This is a genomic window from Algoriphagus resistens, assembly GCF_001442615.1.
Classification (GTDB): domain Bacteria; phylum Bacteroidota; class Bacteroidia; order Cytophagales; family Cyclobacteriaceae; genus Algoriphagus; species Algoriphagus resistens.
The window spans coordinates 66,826-90,646 of sequence record NZ_LMXN01000007.1 but is presented as its reverse complement, the minus strand read 5'-3'; the positions used below and the strand labels follow the sequence as shown (position 1 = coordinate 90,646).

Below are 23,821 nucleotides of genomic sequence, written 5' to 3'. Positions count from 1 at the left end.
ACAGTTGTTCCTGGGAAAAAGACTTTATATCGGGTTGGCTATCATAGCTCTGGTTTTCTTCTTGTCCTATTGGTTTTGGGTGTTGTACCCCTTTGCCCTGTTTTTTGCGTTCATGCTGCTGGCTTTATTTGCTGTGGATTTCTTATTGGTTTTCAGAAAAAAGGCGGGAATTTCAGGCAATAGAAGACTTCCCGAAAAGTTTTCCAACAGCGATGAAAATGAAGTAGGGATCTCACTGGTAAATAACTATCGCTTCTCGGTTCGTCTTTTTGTTTTGGACGAAATACCTGAGCAGTTCCAAAAAAGGGACTTTGGGTATTTTACATATTTAGCTTCAAGTGAAACCCAGGAGAGTTCTTATTTGCTCAGCCCAAAGCAGCGCGGAGAATATAGGTTCGGAAGCCTTCATATATTTGCCTATGGGCCTATGGGGCTTGTTGCCAAGCGCTATAGCTTTGATGCAAGCCGACTAGTGAAGGTCTACCCTTCTTTTTTGCAAATGAGGCGGTACGAATTTTTGGCTTTCATTACGCTGAAACGGGAACATGGGCTAAAAAAGCTGCGGAAGTTCGGCCAAAGTAGGGAGTTCGAACAAATCAAACCTTACGTGTCCGGAGATGATGTCCGTAATCTAAACTGGAAAGCAGCTGCAAAATCCGGAAAATTGATGACCAATCATTTTCAGGAGGAAAAATCCCAACCTGTTTATTCCATCATCGACCTGGGCCGTGTGATGAAAATACCCTTTGATGGTCTTAGCCTGCTGGACTATGCGATCAACAGTAGTTTGGCCTTTTCCAACATTGCCCTTAAAAACGGGGATAAAGCTGGATTGGCAACTTTTTCAAATCAGATCGGCCCCACCTGCGAAGCACATCAGAGGCCTACCCAGCTGCTGACCTTGATGGAGCTGCTTTATAGTATTAAGACGGGATTTCCCGAATCAGACTTTGGTATGCTGTACAGTTGGGCAAGGAAAAAACTGGGACAAAAGTGCTTGCTGATAATCTATACCAATTTCGAACATTCAGGAGCGATGAAGCGACAGTTACCTTTTCTCAAAGCTTTATCCAAGTACCATCTGGTTTTGGTAGTGATTTTTGAAAATTATCTGCTGGATAATTTCTCCGGCCAGCCAGCCAGTACCCTTTCTGGAATTGTAGAAAAAACCATCGCCGCCAAGTTTGTCTATGATAAAAGGCTTATCGCCAAGGATCTGAACAGGCATGGTATCCAGACTATCCTCTGTGCACCTCAGGATCTAAGCGTTCAGACCATCAACAAATACATGGAAATAAAAGCTAAGGGCTTGATTTGAGTGTTGTTTGGTTAGAAAACTTGGTGAGCTCGTTAACCAGGTTGGAATTACGTTTGGTTATTTTGCACTTAAAGCCTTGCCCTCAAACTTAATTCCTTCCCAGCCTGAATGTATAAAATTCCGGATGTTTTGGTGATCCGTCCCGTCGGGATTTTGTAAGACGTCTTTTCGGTAAAAGTCCCCAAAAAGTGTCAAAGTTTCTGTTGGGGTTAGGTTTTGGAGTTTTGCAAAGTAAAAGATCTTGCAACTGCCGTTGTTTTGTCCTACTTCGTTTACTACGGTGCCATTCAAAAACCGGGTGGGAGTAAATTCATAGTGGGCATCAATGTGCGCAATCACTTCCGAAAATGAAATGGTCAAAGGTGCATTTTTGATTAGGTCTAACAGCTTCATGAAGTTCAAATTTGAGTACAAGTTGGGGATTTTTTAGAAAAGTGTCTTTTAGAATCTTCCAGAGTGATGAACTGGTAGAGAGAATAAGATATAGTTGTGCCTTGGTGCCTAGGTGGCAGATGTTTAATTCTCAGGTCTACCCAGACTTTTAAAAACTATCAATCCGTCTTTACCTGCCACTACGATATCCTTCCAACCGTCTTCGTCTAGATCCGCAACCGAAAAGTAAAGACCACTGCCTTTTCCTTCTCCGAGTTGGCCGTAGCTTATTATGTTTTTGGTGAAGGATTCTCCATTCCATTTGAAATAATATAGACCAGCATAGTCTTTTCCTCCAGGATCTTTACCGTTGTGCGCCCGGTAGCGCTTTCCGGTGATCAGTTCATTTTTTCCATCCTTGTCTATATCCACCCATTCCATGGTGTGGTATTGGGACTGGTAGGGATCTATTTCATGCTTTACAAAGCTGATTTGGTCATCTTCCTTTTTCTGCTCCATCCAAAACAAACCAAATCCATGTGCCTGACCTACAATCAAATCGTTCAAACCATCTTCATTCACATCTGCCACGATCATTGGAATGCTGGCGTCTCCCAAATTAAAATCCTGATGTAAGATCCATTTGCCGGATTTCAGATCCGAAGGAGCTTCCAGCCATCCTTCAGATACGATTAGATCTCCGCGTGCATCCCCATTGATGTCACCGAAACCCAGTCCATGCCCATGCATTTCAGCTACAGGATATTTTTCAAACTGGTTGACACCTACCTTTTTATAGAAGGCAAGAGGTTTTCGGGGTGTGTTGGGGACGATTTCTAAAAGACCGTCCCCATCAATGTCAAAACCTCTCGTCGTTTCAATGTTTCCTGTTTGGGCGATTTCATGGATGCTCCACTCGCTGCCATCACCAGGATTTTCTTTCCAGACCAACGTACCTTCAAACCAACCACCGGTTACAAAATCCATTTTTCCATCCTCATTCACATCCATGGGGATGGTGGAAAAATCTTCGTGATATTCCCCAAATCGCTTCACCTGACCAATAAGAGACCTATCTAAGAACTCAGGGCCTTTGTACCAAAAACTTCCAGAAACCAAATCCAATGAGCCGTCATTATCCACATCAAATACGCCAACAGACTCGGTGCTTTCAAAAGCTATGACCTGCTTCTGGAACTTTACGGTGATTTCCTGAGCCAGTAGGAAGAAAGGCAGCGCTACAAATAGAAATGCAGTACTGTATTTTAGAATTTTCACAGCGTTTTATTTTCGATTGATTAGATTCTTTTTAAAAGTGGGCAAACGGAACTCAAGTATCCACCCCAATTGCTGAGCGCTGACTATTACTTTTCCATTGGATGTGCTTTCAGCAAATCTGCAGGTTGGTAGAATCCTTCATGATCCTTTATCTCTTCTCTTACCTTTTTTACCAAATCAGGAGAAATAGCTGATGCAGAGTTTCCAAACGAATTTCTGACAAAAGTCAGAACCGCAGCTACTTCAGAATCATCAAGCATTCCTTCGAATGGAGTCATCGGCACCTGTCCCGGATAGTCTTTGCCAAGCACAGAAATTGGCCCCATGACACCTTTTAAGACAATCTTGATCAAGCGCTCTTCACTGCCCGTTACCCATGGTGTGCCTGCTAGTGGAGGGAATCCTGAGGCGGATAATCCCTGTCCATCCGGCTGGTGGCAGGTACTGCAAAACCCTTCACGAGCGTAAATTTCTTTCCCCAGAATAAATAACTCTCTATCGGACCCTGTAAGGGATGATTTAATATCTTCTTCTTTTTTCTCCTTCACAGAAAGCCCTGATATGTGGGCCACCGCGGTTTCATAAGTAGGTCTGATCCAATCGTCCATTTCTGAGCCTTCGGCAGCGGCAAGAATCTCCAGTCCCTCTTCCCGCGGCATCCAGGACGCGGCTACGATTGCTTCAAGACGGACTCTTCCATTTTCATCTTTGATTGCTTCGGCCATCAGTTCTTTCTGATTGGAAATTTGATGTCCGGTGTATCGCAATACTCTAACTGCTGCAGCCCTTGCTCTGTAGTCTTTGGCATCAAGTAATTGTTCCAGAAGCTCTTGGTTTACTTTGTTTATTCCCCAAGTTACCCAAAGGGCCTCCAAAAGATGATGTTCATATCGTGGATCGTTTTTATCCAACTTACTAGCCCAACTCACCACAGCATCATATACTTCCTGTTGATCTTTCCCCCGTAACTCCCTGCGTGTTCTGTACCGTGTTCTATATTCTGGCAACTTGAGGTTTTCCATCAGTTCAGCAATACTTGCACCGGCGATCTTAGCAGGAGTGACCAAAGGTCTGGAAGGATAGGTGATTCTGTAAATCCTGCCATGCTGATGATCCCGGAGCGGATCACGGGCATTGTGCTGCATATGTCCGATAAGGATATTATGCCAATCCACTATATACAAAGATCCATCTGGAGCGAATTCCATGTCAACAGGACGGAAATTCCGGTCAGTGGAAGAGAGGAGGTCTTGTCTCCATTTGGTAGAATAGCCAGTGCCTTCATCTATCATCCGATGTTGCTTGGTTCCCAGAAACCCAATGGTGTTGTTGATGATCATATCTCCTTGTACGTCATCAGGAAAATGTCTGCTAGAGATAAACTCCAAGCCTGAAGTCGGCCGTACCATATGCGCTTTCTCAATAATATTTGGTCCTTTAAAATTGGCATTTCCATAGCGGGGCAAAACAGACCCGGGTTCCATCCAGTCTACATTAGGACCTGAAGTCTCTGCGAAAAAGTTTTGTCCCCATTCATCGAAGGCAATTCCCCAAGGATTTGGGATACTCACCTGGGATACACGCTCCAGCTTATGCCTGCTGGGGGTATAGCGGTAAAAGCCACCATTTGTGGCGCGCACAGGCCCATAAGATGTCTCCACATTGGTATGCAAGAAAACCCCTTCCCCCATGTATATTGCACCACTTTCGTCTGTGGTAAAAGCAGAGATCGCATGATGTGTGTCATGGTCATCAAATCCGCTCAGTAGAATCTCTTTGCGATCAGCCTTATCGTCATTGTTGTCATCCTTCAGGATAATCAGGTTATTCCCCTGGGATACATATACCCCTTCCGGAGCCAATTCAAATCCTACAGGGATATGCAGGTCATCAGCAAAAACCGTTTCTTTATCCGCCTTGCCGTCATTGTTTGTGTCTTCATAGATCAAAAGCTTGTCAGCAGGTCTGGAATCACCTGGTTTGTAATGTGGATAACTTGGCATTGTAGCGACCCATAGCCTGCCTTTGTTGTCAAAGGAAAGCTGCACGGGGTTTGCCAGATTTGGCCAATCTTGCTCAGAAGCAAAAAGCTCGATTTTATAGCCAGGAGCTACTTTTAGTTTGGAGAGGGCTTCTTGACCATACAGGTATTCCAAACTGCCATTGGCTTCTGGATTGTAATTGGTCTCTACTTCCGGAAGTTTTTTTGTTTTTGCATCAGCTGCAGCCAGATCCTTCTTTTCTCCTTGATTTGCCATCCATATCGCGGTATCTCTGATCGCGGTCATCTGGCGGATTTTCTCCAGTTCAAAGGGATAATTGTCCGGGCCATAAGGATCGTATCTTCTTCCGAAAACATGGACTCCATTGGGGATTTTGTAGTCATTTCTCCAAAACCAGTTTTTCTCCTGAACAGCTTCATGTACCAACTCCCGATTTCCTTCATTTTGGATTTTTTGCTTCCCAAAAATCTCATCTGCCAGTAGTTTTGCCAGTTTCTGATATCCAGCCTCATTAAGTTGCGAACCGTCTATGGTCAAGTCTTCCTCAGTATCCAGATACCACTGCTTGCTAGGTGTGTATGCATCCACGAAAAGCACCTGGTTGTTTTCTGCAATTTCCTGCATGGCGATGGTGTAGAGATTCAGGTTTTCATTCTCTGTCTTCCCATCGGGGACATCGATTTTTTCTGAAAGATCCTCGAAAGCGATAGGTGAGACAAGCACCAATTTCGGGGAAAGTGTGTCATGATACTTTTGGCGAAGGGTATGCTTGACGAATGCATCCAATTCTGCTTTATAGTTTTCTACGCCCTCTACGCCCTGAAAAGATTCATTGTAGCCAAAGAATGCAATTATGATATCTGCTTGTAGCCGTGTTAGCCACTCATCGGGCTTTTCCAGATGACCAATGCTCCCCGAAGGAGTGGCATATTCATCCTGAAAAGTCTCTGCACCCGGGAAAGCCCAAGGGTCATTTGTGCCTGATCTAGGCCTGAACCCCGGTGTATCTCCTGGGTCAGAAAGATTTCGAATGAAAAGATTTTTGTCAGGATTTCGGAGCTGCATTTCAGTTTCGAAAGTTCCATAATCCATCATTCGGGAACCCAAGTTGTTTCCAATCAGGGCGATTCGGGTGTTTGGCTGTAATTCAATGGTTTCTTTTTGGGTACATCGGATTGTAAGGAGACCTAAAATAACTATGAGAAAGAGTGGGAGAGGATGTTTGTTGCGCATGGGGTACAAGAGGTTATCACTTTTTTACTATTGGGGCGATGTTTTAAATACAGATATTGATATTATGTTCTTTTTGTAGAAGAACAAAGTTTATTTTTATAGAAAATGCTATTTGTTTACTAGTTGGTTTGCTTGTTTACTATGTTTTTTCAGAAAGGGTTATTAACCAAAATAGACACTTAGGTTTTCGTTCAGCCCGCAGATTGGGATTAATAAAAAATTGTCTGACCGACTGAATACCGTAGGGAGGGCGGGCAATTCATTATTTTTATTGAATTCAGTTATCATAAAGAGGTAAGAAGGTTTTGCCAAAATGGCAAAACCTTCTTTTTTACTGGTTATTTAAAATGCATTAAACAAGATTAATAGCTCCTTAAATTCATTAACCGGATGATACTTAAGTCCTAATACCCTGCATTTTGAACTAGATTCTTGTTGTTTCTGATTTCAGCAGTAGGGATAGGGAAAAGCAATTCACGCTCCTTCAACGTAGGTCCATATACGAATTGGTGGCCTACATAATCCTCAAATTCTCTGGTTTTGACGTTAAAGCCTTTTCGGATTCTGACCATATCAAACCAGGTTTTATTTTCATAGGACAATTCATGGAATTTCTCCCTCCAAATGGCCTCTCTTAAGTCATCTTTGGATAGTCCACTTAGAGCGGGTAATTCGGCTCTTTCTCTCACTTTATTGACAGCAGCATAAGCTTCGTTGTTTGGACCATTTGCTTCATTGGACGCTTCAGCATGGATCAACAAGACTTCAGCAAATCTCAATATAGGCCAATTCATACCACTGCTGGTGGTACTTGTCTGGGCTAACTCATCAAAATGTTTATAGATGTAATAATCTCCAAGCTCAAGTGTTTGGTTTCTGTTGTCTCTAAGGGTATAATTTGTGTAATAGAATGCTTTCTCCGAAACTCTTTTATCACCGTTTTCATAGGATTTTACAAATTCTTCCTGTGCAAATATTCCTCCCGTTTCTGCGCTATAATTTGAAATTCCCCTGTTGTAAGGAATAATTGATACCTGCCAACTTGAGGGTAAAATAAATGCTGCAAATTGAGCCATAAAGATATTTTCACCCAGATTTTTCATAGATGGATCATGGAGGTCATCATAGGATGTAAACAAGGAGAATTCTCCGGCATCTATAACTTCTTTGGATTTTGCAGCCGCCAAAGAATAATACTCAGCGCCTTTTTGAAGAGGGTAGCCGGCCATTGTCAGATAAACTGAAGATAACAGGGACTTGACAGCTCCCAAAGAAGCCCGCCCACTTGTGTCTCTCATGGGAAGTCCGGATCCTTCAGCCTCCTGTAAATCCTGTACAATTTGATTATAAACATCTTCCGGGTTGGCAGGAGGGGCAAACAAATCCTCCGAAGTCAGATCAATAGGCTCTAAGGTCAACGGAATGTTGCCAAAAATTCTAACTAAATTAAAATAATAGTATGCTCTTAGAAATTTGGCCTCACCAATTAATTTTTGTTTTTCAGCTTCATCCATTGTGATTTCAGGAATTCTTGCGATTGCAATATTGGCATTGGCGATTCCTTTGTAATAACTGGTCCAGATGGTCTGACCATACCCATTGTCGGAGTTGTTTACCAAGTCTTTTACGAAAAGGCTGTTCTGGGCTTGTCCCAATTCTGTGTCAGCAAGGCCGGTTGCAAATTCTACCATCATCCATGGACCTCCTCCAAAGCCGCTAGACATGACAGGTTGTAAACTCTCGTATATAGAGTTTACCACACTTTTGGCATGCTCAGGCTTAGTGAAGTACTTGTCCAAAGTGAAATTTGATTTGTCACTTTCATCCAGGAAATCAGCACAACTGGCGGCCATGACCAATAAGGAGACAAGGGATATTTTCTTTATATATAGTTGTATACTTTTCATGATTCTGCTAATTAAAATTTACAATGTGATACTTACTCCAAGCATAAATACTCTAGGTTTAGGATAGGCATAGAGATCAACTCCTTGATCGAAAGCTGCACCCGAGGTAGATACTTCAGGATCATATCCATCGTAATTGGTAGAGAGAAAGAAATTTTGTACTGAGAAGTATGCTCTCATTCTTGATACGTTGATTTTTTCCAACGTTTGAGGCATGAAGTTGTAAGAAAGCATCAGATTTCTTCCCCTGACAAATGAACCATCCTGAACACGGTCGGAATCATTGTTTGTATTATACCCAGCAGTAAGAGGACGGATTTGGGCAATGTTAGTCTCCTGATTTTCTGGTGTCCACGCATTTAAAACTGTCTTAAAACTATTGGCTATACCCGTTCTATCCTCGGCCGAGTGCTTACTTCTAAAAAGCACGTCGTTTCCGTAGGTGTATTGGATGTCTACTAACAATTCAAAATTTTTGAAAGTAAACGTGTTGGCAAATGTACCAAAGCCGTCGGGTATGCCTTTTCCGATGATTACCCTGTCTGAATCATTAATGACTCCATCCTCATTTACATCTTTATACTTGATATCACCTGGTCTTTTGTTGTATTGTGCCGCGGTGGATTCCTCACTTGTATTCCAAGTGCCTTCATGCACGAATCCGAAGAAGGATCCTACTGATTCACCTTTCCTGACGATGGTCGAACCAAGGAAAATATCGGAGCCGCCGGCAAGTTCAATCACCTCGTTTTTATTATAGGAAAAGTTGAAAGTGGTATTCCAGGAGAAATTGTTATTCTCAAAATTGACAGTGTTTAAGCCGATTTCAATCCCTTTGTTTTCCATGCTCCCTACATTCTGGCTCACAACGGTATAACCGCTACTAGAAGGGACAGGAGCACTTAAAAGCATGTCATCAGTAACTTTTCTGTATAAATCAAACTCAAACATCACGCGATTCTGGAACAAGCCAAGTTCGGCGCCGATATCAATTTGAGTTGTCTTCTCCCATCGGAGATCTGGATTGGCTAGTCGGCTAATGCCAATTCCTATTTCCCTTTGATCGTCGAATATTACAGAATAGTTTCCCATTCCCGCAAGTGCCTGATAGGCGGTGATTTCAGAGTTCCCCGTCATGCCAATACTGGACCTGAATTTGAGATTTGAAATTAACGGGCTGTTTATCAGGAAATTTTCATCTGATGCTCTCCACGCAAAAGCTGCAGAAGGAAAAAAGGCGTATTGGTTGGCTTCACCAAATTTGGATGATCCATCTACTCTGCCTGTAAAGGTGAATAAATATTTGTCTTTTAATGTGTAGTTCAAGCGTGTGAAGTACGAATTGAGGCCATAAGCTACATTGCCTGATTGAGGTTGTATAGCATTTGCGCCAGCACCCAGGTTGTTGAACATAAAATAATCATCCTGAAAATTCTGTGCCCTAGCAGTGGAATTGAACCTATCCACATGTTGCCAGGAAAGGCCAACCATTGCATTCACCGCATGGGTTTCATTGAAGGATTTAATATAGGTGAGGTAGTTCTCGAATTGCCAGGAATTCAGTCTGTCATTGAAAATCGATGCATCCCCTCCCTGATTCTTTGATATGTAATTCAGATTTCTTCCCCCATAGTAATCCACTCGTTGATTCACGATGTTAGCGGATACATTTGATCTTAATTCAAGTCCTTTCGCTAAGTAGAAGTTAGCATATATGTTACCCAGAACAGTTTGGGTATTTACCAGATAAACCCGCTCCTTTGCAACTTGGAGGGGGTTGTTTCCGCCTTCCATTCCCGGGTAGTCTGCATTTCCGGCCCAATTTCCATCAGGATACCTTACGGGAATTATCGGCAATGCTTCCAGTACCTGTCGCATGGCAATTATACCTCCGTTTCCCAAGGGATCTACCTGACTTTCTTTCTGGTCATTATAACTTAGCCCTCCGCCTACTTTTACCCAATCCTTTATTTTGCTGTCAAAGACAAACCTGCCTGAAAATCTTTTCATCCAAGACTCTTTCATTAAGCCATCTTCATTCCTATAGCCTAAATATGCTCCATAGCTATCATCTTGATTTCCTCCGGTAAAGCTCAGCTGGTGGTTTTGGGTGAAAGCTTGTTGAAATGATTCATCTTGCCAATCTGTATCGTAAAGGGGATTGCCATTCTCGTCAAAAAGCTTTGGGTCTGTTCTTTTTAGTTTGGGATCTTTGTATATCCCATTAGCCCAACCATTAGGGTCGTATTTTTGGGCATTCTGATATGCCAGATCTTCAGTTGCTAAAAATTCTGCTGAATTCAAAAGTGGGATTTTTTTCGGGAGTACTCCTATGCTGAAGTTCCCATCGTAGGTAATTGTCCCTCCGGTCTTACTGCCGCGCTTGGTACTTACCAAGATTACACCGTTTGCACCACGGGCACCATATATTGCCGTAGCAGAGGCATCTTTCAGCACTTCAATTGAAGCAATGTCATTTGGGTTGATGTAGTCAATCGGTGTGCTGCCATTTGCCAGTCCCGCAGAATGTAATATTACTCCATCGATGACATATAGCGGATCGTTGGCGATACTCACTGAGGTGTTGCCCCTGATACGGATGTTAGCCCGTCCGCCAGGACGTCCTGAATTGACCGATACATTTACCCCTTGTACTCTACCCGAAAGATTTTGACTAAGAGAAGCCGAAGGTCTATCTTTCAAGTCCTTTTCACCTACAGAGCCCACAGCCCCGGTTAAATCTGACTTCTTTTGGGTTCCATATCCGATTACCACGACTTCATCAAGCTCGGCCTCATCTACTTTCAGTGAAATATTCATCATTTCTGATATGTCTTCTATCAGAATTTCCTGGGTGGTGTAGCCAATGAAACTGATCACTAGAGTCTCAGAGTTACTGGCTTCTATACTGAAAGTCCCATCATTTTCTGTGACGGTACCCCGTTGTGTGCCTTTGACTACTATCAATGCTCCGGGCACGGGTTCCTGGGAGCCTTCTTCGGTTACTTTTCCTTTCAATAAAGTGGTTTGGCCATATCCTCCAAATCCAATTAGTAAAAAGGCAATCAATAGGAGACAGGTTTTAGGTAACTCCTTTAAATAGTTATAGTGTTTTAGCATGGGTAGTGAGGTTTATTGTTGTTACAATTTAGAACTTGCCAACCCCCCCTCTGTCCTGTTGAGTCCTGTTGAAATGATGATTTATATAAGTATACTGCTATTGTCTTATCTTTTTTTCTTCCAGCCCCACTCTCATTGTATTATTTCTTTTTATCTAGTTAAATATTCTTATTGCAGGTGTTATGAGTGGTTTAAAATATGTTTGTATGGAATGTATGTATGTTTTATTTATTTCTATTAATAAAATAATTTCATAAAACTGTCCTGTGCTATCCTGATTTATTTTATTAAAAATAAGGGTATGTAATGTGGTATTATTCAGGATGCTACAGGATAGAAAAGGATGTTTATACTGCTTTATTGTGTGAGATTTTATTCAAATACATTAAACCCATTTCTATGCTAAACAATTATCACTTATCAATAAAAGCCCGGGTTACAGGTTTTTTATTGGCGTTGTTTATCGTATCTGTGTCATCATCATTTGCACAGTCGATAACAGTACAGGGAACAGTCGTGTCGGAAGGTGACAACGAACCCGTTCCGGGAGCACTGGTTTCTATAAAAGGAACTCAAAAAGGAACAGTCACCGATATCGATGGTACATTCTCAATCCAAGCTTCCGTAGGCGAAACGCTCGTAGTAAGCTTCATTGGATTCACCACCCAGGAATTGGCCGTAACGGCTGATGCTACCAATATACAAGTTACATTGGGTTATTCTACTTCAGATCTTTCCGAGGTAGTTGTGGTAGGCTACGGCAGTCAAGTCAAGCGTGAAGTGACGGGGGCGGTACAGTCCGTAAATGAGACTGAACTTAAGGATTTGCCCGTGTCATCAGTTGCTCAAAAGCTTCAAGGACGTCTTGCCGGCGTGCAGATCAACCAAACGACAGGTAAGCCTGGACAAGGGATGAATGTACGGATCAGGGGCCAGTTATCTGTGACTGGAGGTAGTTCTCCTTTATATGTTGTGGATGGTTTTCCTATCACCGGAGATATCAATTCGATCAATCCAGATGAAATCCAAGAGATTACGGTTTTAAAAGATGCTGCATCTACATCTCTTTACGGTTCCAGAGCTGCTAATGGTGTAATATTAATCACTACCAAAAAGGGAAAAGCCGGTCAGACAAACGTAAATCTAAATGTCTATACGGGATTCCAGAAAGTGCCTGAAAATGGTAGGTTGGAAATGATGGATGCAGAGGAATTTGCCATCTTCAAAAATGAATATTATGAGGCTGCCGGGCAGGAAGTACCAAGTGTTTTCCAGAATCCTTCACAGTATAGAGGGAATTCAAACGATTGGTACGATGCCATGCTGCAGACTGCTCCGATTTCCTCGTATAACCTCACTGTGACTTCCAATAAAGAAAAAGTCAATACGGCAATTATTGCCGGTGTTTTTGATCAGGATGGAGTAGTTGTAAATTCGGATTATTCGAGATTCTCTCTGAGAATGAATACCGATTACCAGATTTCTGATAAGGTGAATATAGGTGTGAACGTGGCGCCAAACTATGTGGTGGACAACACCCCTAGAACGGATGGTACTAGAGGAACAGGTATTCTTTTTAATGCCTTACATACCTGGCCGATTATGCCGATCTATGAGGAAAACGGGGAATTGACCTCATTTAATCAGCTTCCGGCCAGTACTGGTAATATCTATGCCTACCCTAACTGGGTGAGGTCTGCACAGGAAATCACCAACCAGACCAAGCAGATGAATGTGTTGGCAAACACGTATGTGGAATGGAAGCCGATTCCAGGTTTGTCCCTGAAATCCACATTCAATGCTGAAGTCAGAAATTCCAAGTATTTCTGGTTTAACCCATCTACAGCAAGCGCCAATATCAACGTCTCCATCCCGACAGTGGCTGTCTCCATCCGAGACCATTATTCAAGTTTATCTTGGCTAAACGAGAATATCGCTACGTATACCAAAAGTATTGGAGACCATAATTTCCAGCTTTTGGGAGGCTTCTCCAACCAGAAATTCCGTGATGAAAGTACCAGAATTCAGGCGGATACCTATGCTGATGATAGAATTCCCACCATTCAGGGGGCTATCAATATAAACCGTGGAGGTACAAACTCAGGCGTGGGTGAGTGGTCATTGACTTCTCTGTTTTCTAGATTGACGTATAATTACAAAGGCAAATACCTCTTTACAGCATCTGTACGAGGTGATGGATCGTCGCGGTTTGGCGCGGACAACCGTTGGGGGATTTTTCCATCTACGTCTATAGGCTGGGTGCTTTCTGATGAAGGATTCCTGAATACCAATTCTACAGTTTCCTTTGCGAAGCTAAGAGCAAGTTATGGTGTGACCGGTAATAATAACATCGGTAATTACACTTCTTACGCATTGGTAAATAATACTGTCAATGCAGTTTTCGGGGAAACGGTGGTGCCTGGGGCTGCGGTCACCACGCTGAACAATAGGAATTTAGGATGGGAAACGACGGCTCAGCTTGATCTGGGTTTGGAACTGGGACTTTGGGAAGACCGTGTGCTTTTTACCTATGACTTTTACACCAAGAATACCACCAACCTGCTTTATGCTGTCCAGGTTCCTCAAGAATCAGGTTTTGTTAATTACAACGATAACATTGGGGAGATCCATTTCTGGGGACATGAATTTTCTGTAAATACCGTGAATACTACAGGTTCCTTCCGCTGGACTACTAATGCCAACTTATCGATTAACCGAAACAAGGTACTTGAATTGGCCGATGGAATTGACCGTGTTTATGGTGATTATCATATAACCCAGGTGGGTCAGCCTTTTGGTCAGTTCTATGGGTTGAGGAAACTGGGTAACTACATGAACGAGGAGGATTTGGCAAGCTCGCCGATTATTCCTGGTAGATCTACTGTAGGTAGTATCAAGCTGGAAGATGTGAATGGAGATGGTGTGATCACCTATGGCGGTGATAATGATGACCGTACCATTATCGGTAACCCCTTCCCGGATTTTACCTATGGCTTGATCAATAATTTCAACTGGAAAGGTTTTGACGCAAGTGTTGCGATTTCAGGATCCCAGGGAAATCAATTGTATATGAGGCACCTCTATTCCACTGCGAATCTGGATGGGGTATTCAATATGGTGGAGAAAGTATCCCGGAGATTTAAATCTCCAGAGGATCCGGGGGACGGAATCTTCGGTACCTCCACTGGTGGTGGTAATGTCACCGGGGTAGAGCGTGATTGGAACAATAGCAATTTCGTTTGGGATGCTTCTTATTTGACCATCAGAAATATAACGGTTGGCTACACGTTCAATAATCTTCCGAAAACCATCAAATCGCTTAGACTTTACGCTTCCGGACAGAACATGTGGGTATTCACCAAGTATTGGGGTGGATCAAATCCTGAAGTCAGTATGCAGAACAATGGAAATGGAGATGGTGGCAACCTGAGTCCCGGAGTTGACTTGTCAGGGTATCCGGTACCACGTACGATCACTTTTGGAGCGAATATCAGCTTTTGATTTTGCCTGATTGTATCTAACTATTCAAATCAAACTGTATAAAAAATGAAAAAATATATAATTGTATTACTAGCTGCCTGCTTGGGACTTTCCAGCTGTGATGATTTTCTGACAATTGTTCCCGAGACCCAATTGACCTCAGTTACTTTCTTTAAAACTGAAACTGACTTCGAACAAGCTGTAAATGCGGCCTATGCACCGTTGAGAAATATAGTCAATGACCGGGCTTATAGACTGGCTGAAATGCACTCTGACAATACATATTATGGCAGGAATGTGCTCTTTGGTGCAGTGGATCCACAAGAGGACCTTGCAGATTTCTCCGTGGTGGAATCAAATGGAGTCACCGCAAATGATAACGTGCTTCAGCAATGGAGACTTGATTACCTGATTATTGCGAGAACCAATCAAATTCTTGCGCTGATTGATGAGGTTGAATTTGATCAGGAATCAAAGGATAATATTAAAGGGCAGGCGCTCTTTCTCAGGGGGTACGCCTACTTTGAGTTAGCAAGGTATTTTGGAAGTGTGCCTTTGCACCTGACTCCGGTAAATACCCGTGAAGAAGCTGCACTTCCGCTGTCTGAAGAAGCAGAAGTCTATGCTCAGATAGTAACGGATTTAGAAGCTGCTGTACCTTTATTGCCTCCTAAATCCGAACAGCAGCCTGGCAGGGTAACTTCTGGCGCGGCGCGAACCCTTCTGGCAAATGTGTATATCAACCTGGAGCGATGGGCTGATGCAGAGGCTATGCTGAGACCTGTAGTGAGCAGCGGTGAATATTCCCTGATCCCTAACTATGCCATGGCTTTTTCTGATAATGCAGGAAACAAGAATAATGCGGAGTCTGTATTTGAAGTGCAATTTCTGGAAGGTGCAGCTGGGCTAAATGGTAATTTTATCTATCAAATGCTTCCTAGGCCACTTTTGAAAGAAGAGTTGGTAGAAATTACTGGAACGAGTAACCCCCAGGATTTGGATGGTGAAGGAAATAACATACCTACTCCTGATATTATTGCAGCTTATGAAGATGGAGACGAGCGAGAGGACGCCTCTATTGGGTATGTATTTCTTTCCAATAGCTTCCGTGACGATAAAGTATATCCTTATATCAAGAAATACGCAAAGAAACACTCCCAACATAACAATACCGGTACTAACTTTCCAATCTATAGGTACTCTGAAGTATTGCTTTTTATGGCTGAGGCACTTAATGAGCAAGGGAAAGACGGGGAGGCGCTAACTTATTTAAACCAAGTCCGTGATAGAGCTGGCTTGGGCCCGGTAAGTGGAGGCGGGGATGCTTTGCGTGAATTGATATTCAAAGAAAGAAGGGTGGAGCTTGCCTTTGAAAACAAGCGCTGGTTTGATATTCAAAGGACAGGAAGAATCGAAGAAATCATAATTCCTTATGGTCAGCGGATTGTAGCTAATCCTTTGGATTACTATTATCCACCAAATCAAAACTCTAAGCCTAGATCAAATGTATTTACCAATCTCAATAAATTCTATGCATTGCCTGCGGCTGAATCTGATCTGAGTCCTTATTTCTAATAATTAAATTAAAACCACCGGACATCACTGTATTAGGTAATGCTGTGATGTCGGGTGGTTATTTATTCCAAGGTGACTTACAGTAAATCATTTTGTAAGCAGACATAATATTTCATGAGTGGTTTTATTATAGCAGAATTAATCACCAAATTAAAATTCTAATTATTGCTATCCATTAACATTAGCCCTATGCGCCTCAAAAATTCAATAAGAAATTTATTTCTTTTCTCTGCAGCTGTACTCGTATCAGTATCCTGTACTACGGAGGAGAAAAATGAAAACAAACGGGAATTAACCGGAAACCCTAAGCTGGACAAGCTCAAGCTTCCGGACGGTTTTGTAGCAGAGCATCTCTTGAGTCCTGGAGAAAACGACGAGGGGTCGTGGGTGGCTATGACCTTCGATGACAAAGACCGACTGATCACCGCCGATCAATATGGATTTCTATACAGATTGGAAATCCCCGAGATAGGGGCTGATTCAATTACTCCAAAAGTAGAAAAACTCATCATCGGGAACGTGGCAGAGCCACAAGTAGGTATGGGATATGCGCAAGGGCTCCTGTATGCATTCAACAGTATCTATGTGATGGTAAACCACCACGGAAATGAGGAATTTGCAGAGAGTACGGGGCTTTACCGAATCCAGGATCTTGATGGTGATGATCAGTACGAATCAGTGACCAAGATCAAGGGATTTACCGGACAGCCTGGTGAGCATGGACCACATAGTATTAAGCTTTCACCGGATGGGCAGTCACTATATATTGTAGCAGGAAACCACACCGATGTTCCTGAAATGGATGCTTACCGGCTGCCAAAGGTATGGCAGGAAGATAACCTGTTTCCGGAAATCAAAGATCCTAGAGGTCATGCAAACAGTAGGATGGCACCAGGAGGATGGGTGGCTAATATAGATCCTGAAGGCAAGCATTGGGAGCTGATATCTGCTGGATATAGAAATCCATTTGATATTGCATTCAACGAAGTGGGTGATCTATTTACGTATGATTCAGATATGGAGTGGGATTTTGGTATGCCTTGGTATAGACCTACGAGAATCTGTCACGTGACTTCTGGAAGTGAGTATGGCTGGAGAACAGGTAACCAAAAATGGTCTCCAAATTATCCTGATAATTTACCTGCGATTTTAAATATTGGGCAAGGATCACCTACAAATGTGATGTTTGGAACAGAAGCAAAATTCCCGGAGAAGTATAGAACATCTCTTTTTGCATTTGACTGGAGCTTTGGGATTATTTATTCCATGACGTTGACTCCAAAAGGAGGTACTTATGAAGCCAAAGCCGAAGAGTTTATTTCGGGTTCTCCTCTTCCATTGACCGACGGTGTAATAGGGCCTGATGGTGCTATGTACTTTATGACCGGAGGCAGAAGATTGGAGTCAGATGTCTATCGAGTGTATTATGATGGTGATGTCAAAGAGGCTGATAAGAAGCCGCTGCAAATGGCTGATCTACCGGCAGAAGCTAAGTTGAGAAGAGAATTGGAGGCTCTCCATGTAGCAGGGGCCCCGGCTTCTGGGCTTGAGCTGGCTTGGGAGAATCTGAAAAACAGTGATAGATATGTACAGTATGCAGCCAGAATTGCGGTGGAACATCAGCCTGTCAGTACCTGGAAAGCTAAAGCTTTGGCAGAAAAGGATCCTGTGACCTTGACTCAAGCGATTATTGCCTTGTCCCGTCATTCGGCTAAAGGTCAGGGAGCACCTATGATCCAGGCATTGATGGGGATTGATTATGGTTCTCTCAACGAAAAGGGAAAGCAAGACTTATTGAGAGCTTTTGAGCTGATACTTGCCAGACAAGGAGAGCCGTCAGGTACGTTGAAAACTGATCTGGTAGCTTACTTAGACGCTAATTTCCCCGCCAATAATAATAACCTTGACCGTGCTTTGGCAGTGCTACTTGTTTATTTGGATGCACCAAATGCTGTGGAGAAGACGCTGGCTTTGCTGGATAATGCAAAGGATGACCCTGACTATCAGAAGACGTTTACTTCTTCTTCAGACTTGATCATGAGAAATCCTCAATACGGATTGGATATTGCAAATATGCTTGCAAATGTTCCGCCTGCCCAGCAGACTTATCTTGCCACAGTCCTTGGTGGAGCAGAAGCAGGATGGACGCCTGAGCTGTATGAGAAATACTTCAGCTGGATCCAAGATGCTTTCAAATACAAAGGAGGCCGTAGTTATGTTGGTTTTATAGACAGAGCTAGAAAAATGGCCCTTTCGCATGTTCCTAAGAGTGATTTTGATAAATACAATGAGCTTTCTGGGGCAGCCTTGCTTACTGGAAACGGAAATGATTTGGTGAATTCAGATATTCAACCGGAGGGTCCTGGTAGAAGATGGACAGTGGAAGAGGCGGATTCACTGATGGTAAATCTAAGTGGCAGAGATTTGGCCAGAGGTAAAGCGATGTTCGCGGCATCTCAATGCTTGTCTTGTCATACACTGGGAGGTGAAGGTGGAATGATCGGTCCTGATTTGACTCAGTTAGGAACCCGTTTCTCTCCAAAAGATATATTGGAGGCTACCATCAACCCTAGCGATGAGATATCTGAGCAATATGTAGCAAGTGTACTTGAGCTAAATGACGGAAGTTCCGTGATGGGAAGAATAGTCAATGAAGATGAAACCAGCTATTCAGTTTCCCAAAATCCTTTCTCTCCTGAAGTGCTGCGTAAAGTGGAAAAAAGTAATGTGGCGTTGGTCAAAGACTCCAAAATCTCTATAATGATGCCAGGTATGATCAACAGACTAAACCCGGAGGAATTAAAGGATTTGATGGCTTACCTGATTTCAGGAGGCAACCCAAATCATGAAGTGTATCAAACTAAAGCCCAGGCGGAAGAATGAAAAATTTATTAAAATCAAAATGGTTTAAAGTAGAAGCGCTCTCAGTAGGAGCTATGATGGTGATTGGGTTGGTGAATTGCCAGCAGCCTTCACAAAGTAATGTTGCTGCACTGGAGCCAATAAGTTCATCGGAAGCTGAGTTTGAAGCAATTTTTGATGGTAAAACCCTGGAAGGTTGGCAAGGAGATCCTGTGTACTGGTCTGTCAAAGACGGAGCGATCACAGGAGAAATTACCCCTGAGACATTGCTGAAAGCAAATACGTTTCTGATTTGGCAAGGAGGACAGCCGGGGGATTTTGAGCTTAAAGCTGAATTTAAGATTTCTGAGAGCGGGAATTCCGGAATCAATTATAGGAGCGAAATGGTGGAAGATGTACCTTATGCTTTGAAAGGCTATCAAGCTGACATTGACGGGAAGAATAATTACACTGGACAAAATTACGAGGAGCGTAAGCGTACCACGCTAGCTTACAGAGGCCAGATAACCAAGATAACTACTCAGCCGGAAGGTGTGGGGACCCGCGAATTTGTGGAGAGAAACGCCTGGAAAGGACTTAGCTTAGAAAAGGAAATCGGAGACCGTGCCGAGCTGGGCGCTATGATCAAACCAGGTGAATGGAACAGCATTCATATCATAGCAAAAGGGAATGTATTACAACATTATGTAAATGGGCAACTCATGTCCGAGGTGCACGATGAAGATGTTAAAAACAGATTGGAATCGGGCTATCTTGGCGTACAGGTGCATGTAGGGCCTCCTATGAAAGTGCAGTATAAACAGATTATGTTGAAGCAATAGTTGGAGACTAGCATTAAAAATTTAGAATGGCCCTTGGTATAAAACTTGGGCCATTTTTTCCCTGTTGCCCTAGTTCGAATCAAGTGACTAAAACTTAATTTGCTTCAACCTCCCGACTGCAGCACTTTTTTATCAGCGGCAACTTTCTCATCCGCAAATTTCCTAACTTATTCCCGAGCTTTTACAAGCAACCCATATAGGGCAGGACAGTGTCTGAAGCCCTTTTTAATAGATTACAGACTAGTCTCAAACCGCAGAATGAACCTCTCAGATCCATCCAATTGGAAAGGAAAATTATCCAATTTCCGGCAACTAGGCGGAATAGAAACATCCATACTTGATAATGGGGCAGGACGTGGTACCCGTATCGCCTGGATCAATACTGGCACAGGACTTCGGTTTAAAGTTGTTTTGGATCGGGGTATGGATATTTTAGATGCATTTCATAATGAGTTCAGTCTGTCTTGGATAAGCAATGCTGGCCATGTTGCGGCCCAGCCTTTTTCCAATCAGGGAATAGACTGGCTGCGGACATTCGGGGGAGGACTGTTCACTACCTGCGGGATTTCATCCATGGGACCGCCCAACGAAGATGAAAGCGGAAGTCGAGGGTTGCATGGCAATTACAGTAATACTCCGGCGGAACTGATTTCTGTCAAACAGCCTGATATATATTCAGGAAATCTGGATTTTGAAATTGCTGGGATAATCCGTGAGACAACAACATTTGGGCCGAGTCTGGAATTAAAAAGAACCATCTCGGGAACTATTGGAGAGGCTGCGATCCACATCAAAGATGAAGTGACCAACCGGGGTAATTCGCCAGCACCCCATATGGTACTTTACCATATTAATTGTGGTTGGCCACTGATCAATGAAGGCACCAGAATAGTCTGGCAAGGCGAAATTCAGTCAAAAGACGCGGATGCTTCAATTTCATCATTTAACAGGGAACATAAATTCACACGATGCGCAGCACCATTGGAAGCGCACGCTGCATTTGGAGAAGATGTGGCTTTCATAAATCCAAAAGCAGATAAGAATGATCAGGTCACCTGTGGATATATGAATGATGAATTGGAACTGGGATTAAGTATTTCATTTTCAAAAAAACAAATGCCTTGGTTGATCAACTGGCAACACTGGGGAAAAAATGAATATGTAACAGCGTTGGAACCTGCTACAAATCCTCCAATTGGACAGGCTGCGGCGCGTGAAAATGGATCGTTGATTTTCTTAAACCCCGGAGTAAGCAGGAAGTATGAAATCAAACTGGAAGTAGTAAGGGGAGCAAAAGTGAAAGAATTTAAAATGTAAAATTAACCATGTCAAACATCGAATGTTGACTAATGAATAGCGAAGTTTTGACATAATTTCAAATAAGGAACCTCAAATTTCAAATCAATAAACCCATGAGTTTAGCAAAAAAAGCCCTAGAGCAGGGAGAAGGAATTTTAAGATTAACACCAACTTGGGTGCCCCGGTCGTTTTGTGTTCCTGGAAGAAGAATTAAGCTTCACCCAGACGATTATTATTGCTTGGGCGGTAACCGTGGAGGTATAGATGAGCGCTGGTTTTCCTCAACTACTCCTGCCGAAAATGGTCCCCTCACCAGCAAAAATGAAGGACTAAGCCATATCGCGTATGAGGATAGTGGTAAGACTGAACTTTTCCTTCTTAAAGATGCGGTAGATGAACTTGGTGGAGAAATCATTGGCGGCCGTCTTTGGGACAAATACAAGTCCTGGCCTATGTATTCCAAGTTTTTTGATAATATGGGGCCACTTCCACATCACATTCACCCGAGTGATGAATATGGAAAACTCACCGGGCAGAATGGCAAGCCTGAAGCGTATTATTACCCTCCACAATTGAATAATCATGGTGGAGATTTTCCCTACACCTTTTTCGGCATCGCTCCGGGTACGACCAAAGCGCAGATCAAAGAATGTCTGATGAACTTCAACAAAGGGGATAATAAGATAACAAATTATTCACAGGCATTTAAGCTTCAGCCGGGAACGGGTTGGGATGTGCCTCCGGGAATGCTTCATGCACCGGGATCACTGTGTACTTACGAGCCGCAGAAAGCATCCGACATTTTTGCGATGTATCAGTCTCTGGTAAATGAAGCAATTATTCCAGACGAATTGCTTTGGAATGCCACACCAAAGGATAGGGTTGGAGATTACGACCTATTGGTTGAGATGATTGATTGGGAACTGAATGTAAATCCTAATCTTCTTGAAACCCGCTTTATGGAACCGATTCCTGTTCAAAATGAAGAGGAAATGCACGCCGCAGGTTACCACGATAGTTGGATTTGCTATCGATCTCATGACTACAGTGCCAAGGAGTTGACAATCTACCCGGGCCAGACTGTAACGATCAAAGATGCTGCTGCCTATGGAATGATAATGATGCAGGGATATGGCAAAATGAATGAGTGGGATATCGAAACGCCTGCACTTATCCGATTTGGTCAGCTGACACATGATGAGTATTTCGTCAGTGAGAAAGCTGCGCAAGCTGGGGTGAAAATTACCAATCATTCCAAAACCGATCCTATTGTTATGCTGAAGCACTTTGGTCCTGATAATCCAGATTTAACCGTGTGGGAGTAAACAGAGGAAGTATTCAGTTTTAGATAGACAGTAATAAAAAAACAACAAATGAGGATGACATGGGGTCTGTTGGTCAAAGACGCTTTGGCCATCTGCCTTCGGTCTTCCGGCTTTTAATAACTATTAACCCATAATACCATGAGCCAAAATAATTTTCCTAAACTACATAATGCCACCTGGCCTGGAATAGTCGGTAAAGGGGCTGATTCTGAACCGGTAATTCCCTTCGATTCCCTTCTGGCGATGACTGCAGCAGCTGAAGTAGACGGAGTGAAATTTGACGGTCTTGATCTAGGTTTGCTTGAGCCCCACTTCACACTCAATGATCCTGATGAGACGAAGATCTTGGCGGAAAAACTTCAAAAACATAACCTTGTCGCCGGTTCATTGGTCGCTCCGATCTGGGCGGGTTCTGCTATGGGCACCGCTGATCAGCGGAAGACTTTCGTCGAGATGGTGCGAAAGGCTTGTGAATTTGGCAAACAGCTCAATGACCTAGATGTCCGCCACTATGGAGTGGTCAGGATAGATTCTGCAGCAGGAGTAGAAGAATGGGCAAAAGATCCGGCCCGAAATACCAAAATCATAGCAGAAACATTTCGCGAGGCCTGTGATGTGGCTGCTGGCTATGGAGAAAAATTGGCTACTGAAGGAGAGATCTGCTGGGGAGCAATGCACAGCTGGAAATATATGGTAGAACTACTGGAAATGGTTGATAGACCGAATATTGGATTCCAGGCAGATATGTCCCATACATTCCTTTATACTTTGGGTTATAATGCGCCGGAGCATAGAATTCTCCCAAAGGACGCTGATCTCAATGATCGTGAGGCGGTCAAAGCCGCTTTAAAAACTGTGACAGATGCCCTCCGTCCCTGGACGATTGATTTTCATGTAGCACAAAATGATGGTTCGGTCTTTGGTTCGGGATCCCATGATAAGACAGGGAGACACTGCCAAGCCACTGATCCGAATGGCGTCTTGGATATAGCGCATGACGCAGGGTACTGGCTTCGCGATGAAAAAGGTGAGTTGACCAAAGCTTTCAGGCACATTTGCTGGGATGGATGTATGTTTCCCAATGAAGTCATGAATAGTCAACAGACCTGGAATGATATTCTTGCTGCGCTAGTGAAAGTAAGAAATGCTCACGGGTGGTCTTAACTTATTGGACTTTCAGCATTCATCATTCAAAATTAAGTTTAGATGTTTTTTAGTTAATGATAAA

The 23,821-nt window shown here is 43.1% G+C and carries 13 protein-coding genes; 8 read left to right on the top strand and 5 right to left on the bottom strand.

Annotation, left to right across the window (positions count from 1 at the left end; genetic code table 11):
- The first annotated feature begins 34 nt into the window (after positions 1-34).
- Positions 35-1,318, top strand: coding sequence for a DUF58 domain-containing protein (locus tag AS141_RS13940; protein ID WP_232424920.1), 1,284 nt, complete (start codon positions 35-37; stop codon positions 1,316-1,318).
- A gap of 57 nt (positions 1,319-1,375) precedes the next feature.
- Here AS141_RS13940 and AS141_RS13935 read toward each other — a convergent pair whose 3' ends face one another.
- The 5 genes from AS141_RS13935 to AS141_RS13915 all read right to left on the bottom strand — a co-directional run bounded on the left by AS141_RS13935 (position 1,376) and on the right by AS141_RS13915 (position 11,231).
- A complete protein-coding gene (locus AS141_RS13935; protein WP_057938285.1) occupies positions 1,376-1,711 on the bottom strand; it encodes a HopJ type III effector protein in 336 nt (111 codons plus the stop codon).
- Positions 1,712-1,834: 123 nt separating this feature from the next.
- A complete protein-coding gene (locus AS141_RS13930) occupies positions 1,835-2,962 on the bottom strand; it encodes an FG-GAP repeat domain-containing protein (protein WP_057938426.1) in 1,128 nt (375 codons plus the stop codon).
- 92 nt (positions 2,963-3,054) lie between these two features.
- Entirely contained in the window at positions 3,055-6,204 is a 3,150-nt protein-coding gene (locus tag AS141_RS13925; RefSeq protein ID WP_057938284.1) for a PVC-type heme-binding CxxCH protein, read from the bottom strand.
- 404 nt (positions 6,205-6,608) lie between these two features.
- Positions 6,609-8,111: a RagB/SusD family nutrient uptake outer membrane protein gene (locus AS141_RS13920; RefSeq protein WP_198293553.1), complete on the bottom strand. Its 1,503-nt coding sequence runs from the start codon at positions 8,109-8,111 to the stop codon at positions 6,609-6,611.
- A gap of 18 nt (positions 8,112-8,129) precedes the next feature.
- Positions 8,130-11,231 (bottom strand): SusC/RagA family TonB-linked outer membrane protein, encoded by a 3,102-nt coding sequence (locus AS141_RS13915; RefSeq protein WP_057938283.1) that lies wholly within the window; start codon positions 11,229-11,231, stop codon positions 8,130-8,132.
- Between the two features lie 399 nt (positions 11,232-11,630).
- On the opposite strand from AS141_RS13915, the gene AS141_RS13910 reads away from it, so the two are divergent.
- The 7 genes from AS141_RS13910 to AS141_RS13880 all read left to right on the top strand — a co-directional run bounded on the left by AS141_RS13910 (position 11,631) and on the right by AS141_RS13880 (position 23,757).
- Positions 11,631-14,732 carry a SusC/RagA family TonB-linked outer membrane protein gene (locus AS141_RS13910; RefSeq protein ID WP_057938424.1) on the top strand — a complete coding sequence of 1,034 codons (3,102 nt, stop codon included), beginning with the start codon at positions 11,631-11,633 and terminating at the stop codon, positions 14,730-14,732.
- A 45-nt stretch (positions 14,733-14,777) separates the two neighbouring features.
- The gene (locus AS141_RS13905) at positions 14,778-16,286 is read left to right on the top strand and encodes a RagB/SusD family nutrient uptake outer membrane protein (protein ID WP_057938282.1); all 1,509 of its coding nucleotides are present in this window, start codon (positions 14,778-14,780) and stop codon (positions 16,284-16,286) included.
- Between the two features lie 189 nt (positions 16,287-16,475).
- Positions 16,476-19,169 carry a c-type cytochrome gene (locus AS141_RS13900; RefSeq protein ID WP_057938281.1) on the top strand — a complete coding sequence of 898 codons (2,694 nt, stop codon included), beginning with the start codon at positions 16,476-16,478 and terminating at the stop codon, positions 19,167-19,169.
- Positions 19,166-19,969: a 3-keto-disaccharide hydrolase gene (locus tag AS141_RS13895; protein ID WP_057938280.1), complete on the top strand. Its 804-nt coding sequence runs from the start codon at positions 19,166-19,168 to the stop codon at positions 19,967-19,969. The genes AS141_RS13900 and AS141_RS13895 overlap by 4 nt, the downstream gene beginning before the upstream one ends.
- Positions 19,970-20,227: 258 nt before the next feature.
- Complete coding sequence (locus AS141_RS13890; RefSeq protein ID WP_057938279.1) at positions 20,228-21,286, top strand: aldose 1-epimerase family protein; 1,059 nt, start codon at positions 20,228-20,230, stop codon at positions 21,284-21,286.
- Between the two features lie 95 nt (positions 21,287-21,381).
- The gene (locus AS141_RS13885; RefSeq protein ID WP_057938278.1) at positions 21,382-22,593 is read left to right on the top strand and encodes a cupin domain-containing protein; all 1,212 of its coding nucleotides are present in this window, start codon (positions 21,382-21,384) and stop codon (positions 22,591-22,593) included.
- Positions 22,594-22,731: 138 nt separating this feature from the next.
- The gene (locus AS141_RS13880) at positions 22,732-23,757 is read left to right on the top strand and encodes a sugar phosphate isomerase/epimerase family protein (RefSeq protein ID WP_057938277.1); all 1,026 of its coding nucleotides are present in this window, start codon (positions 22,732-22,734) and stop codon (positions 23,755-23,757) included.
- Positions 23,758-23,821: the final 64 nt, after the last annotated feature.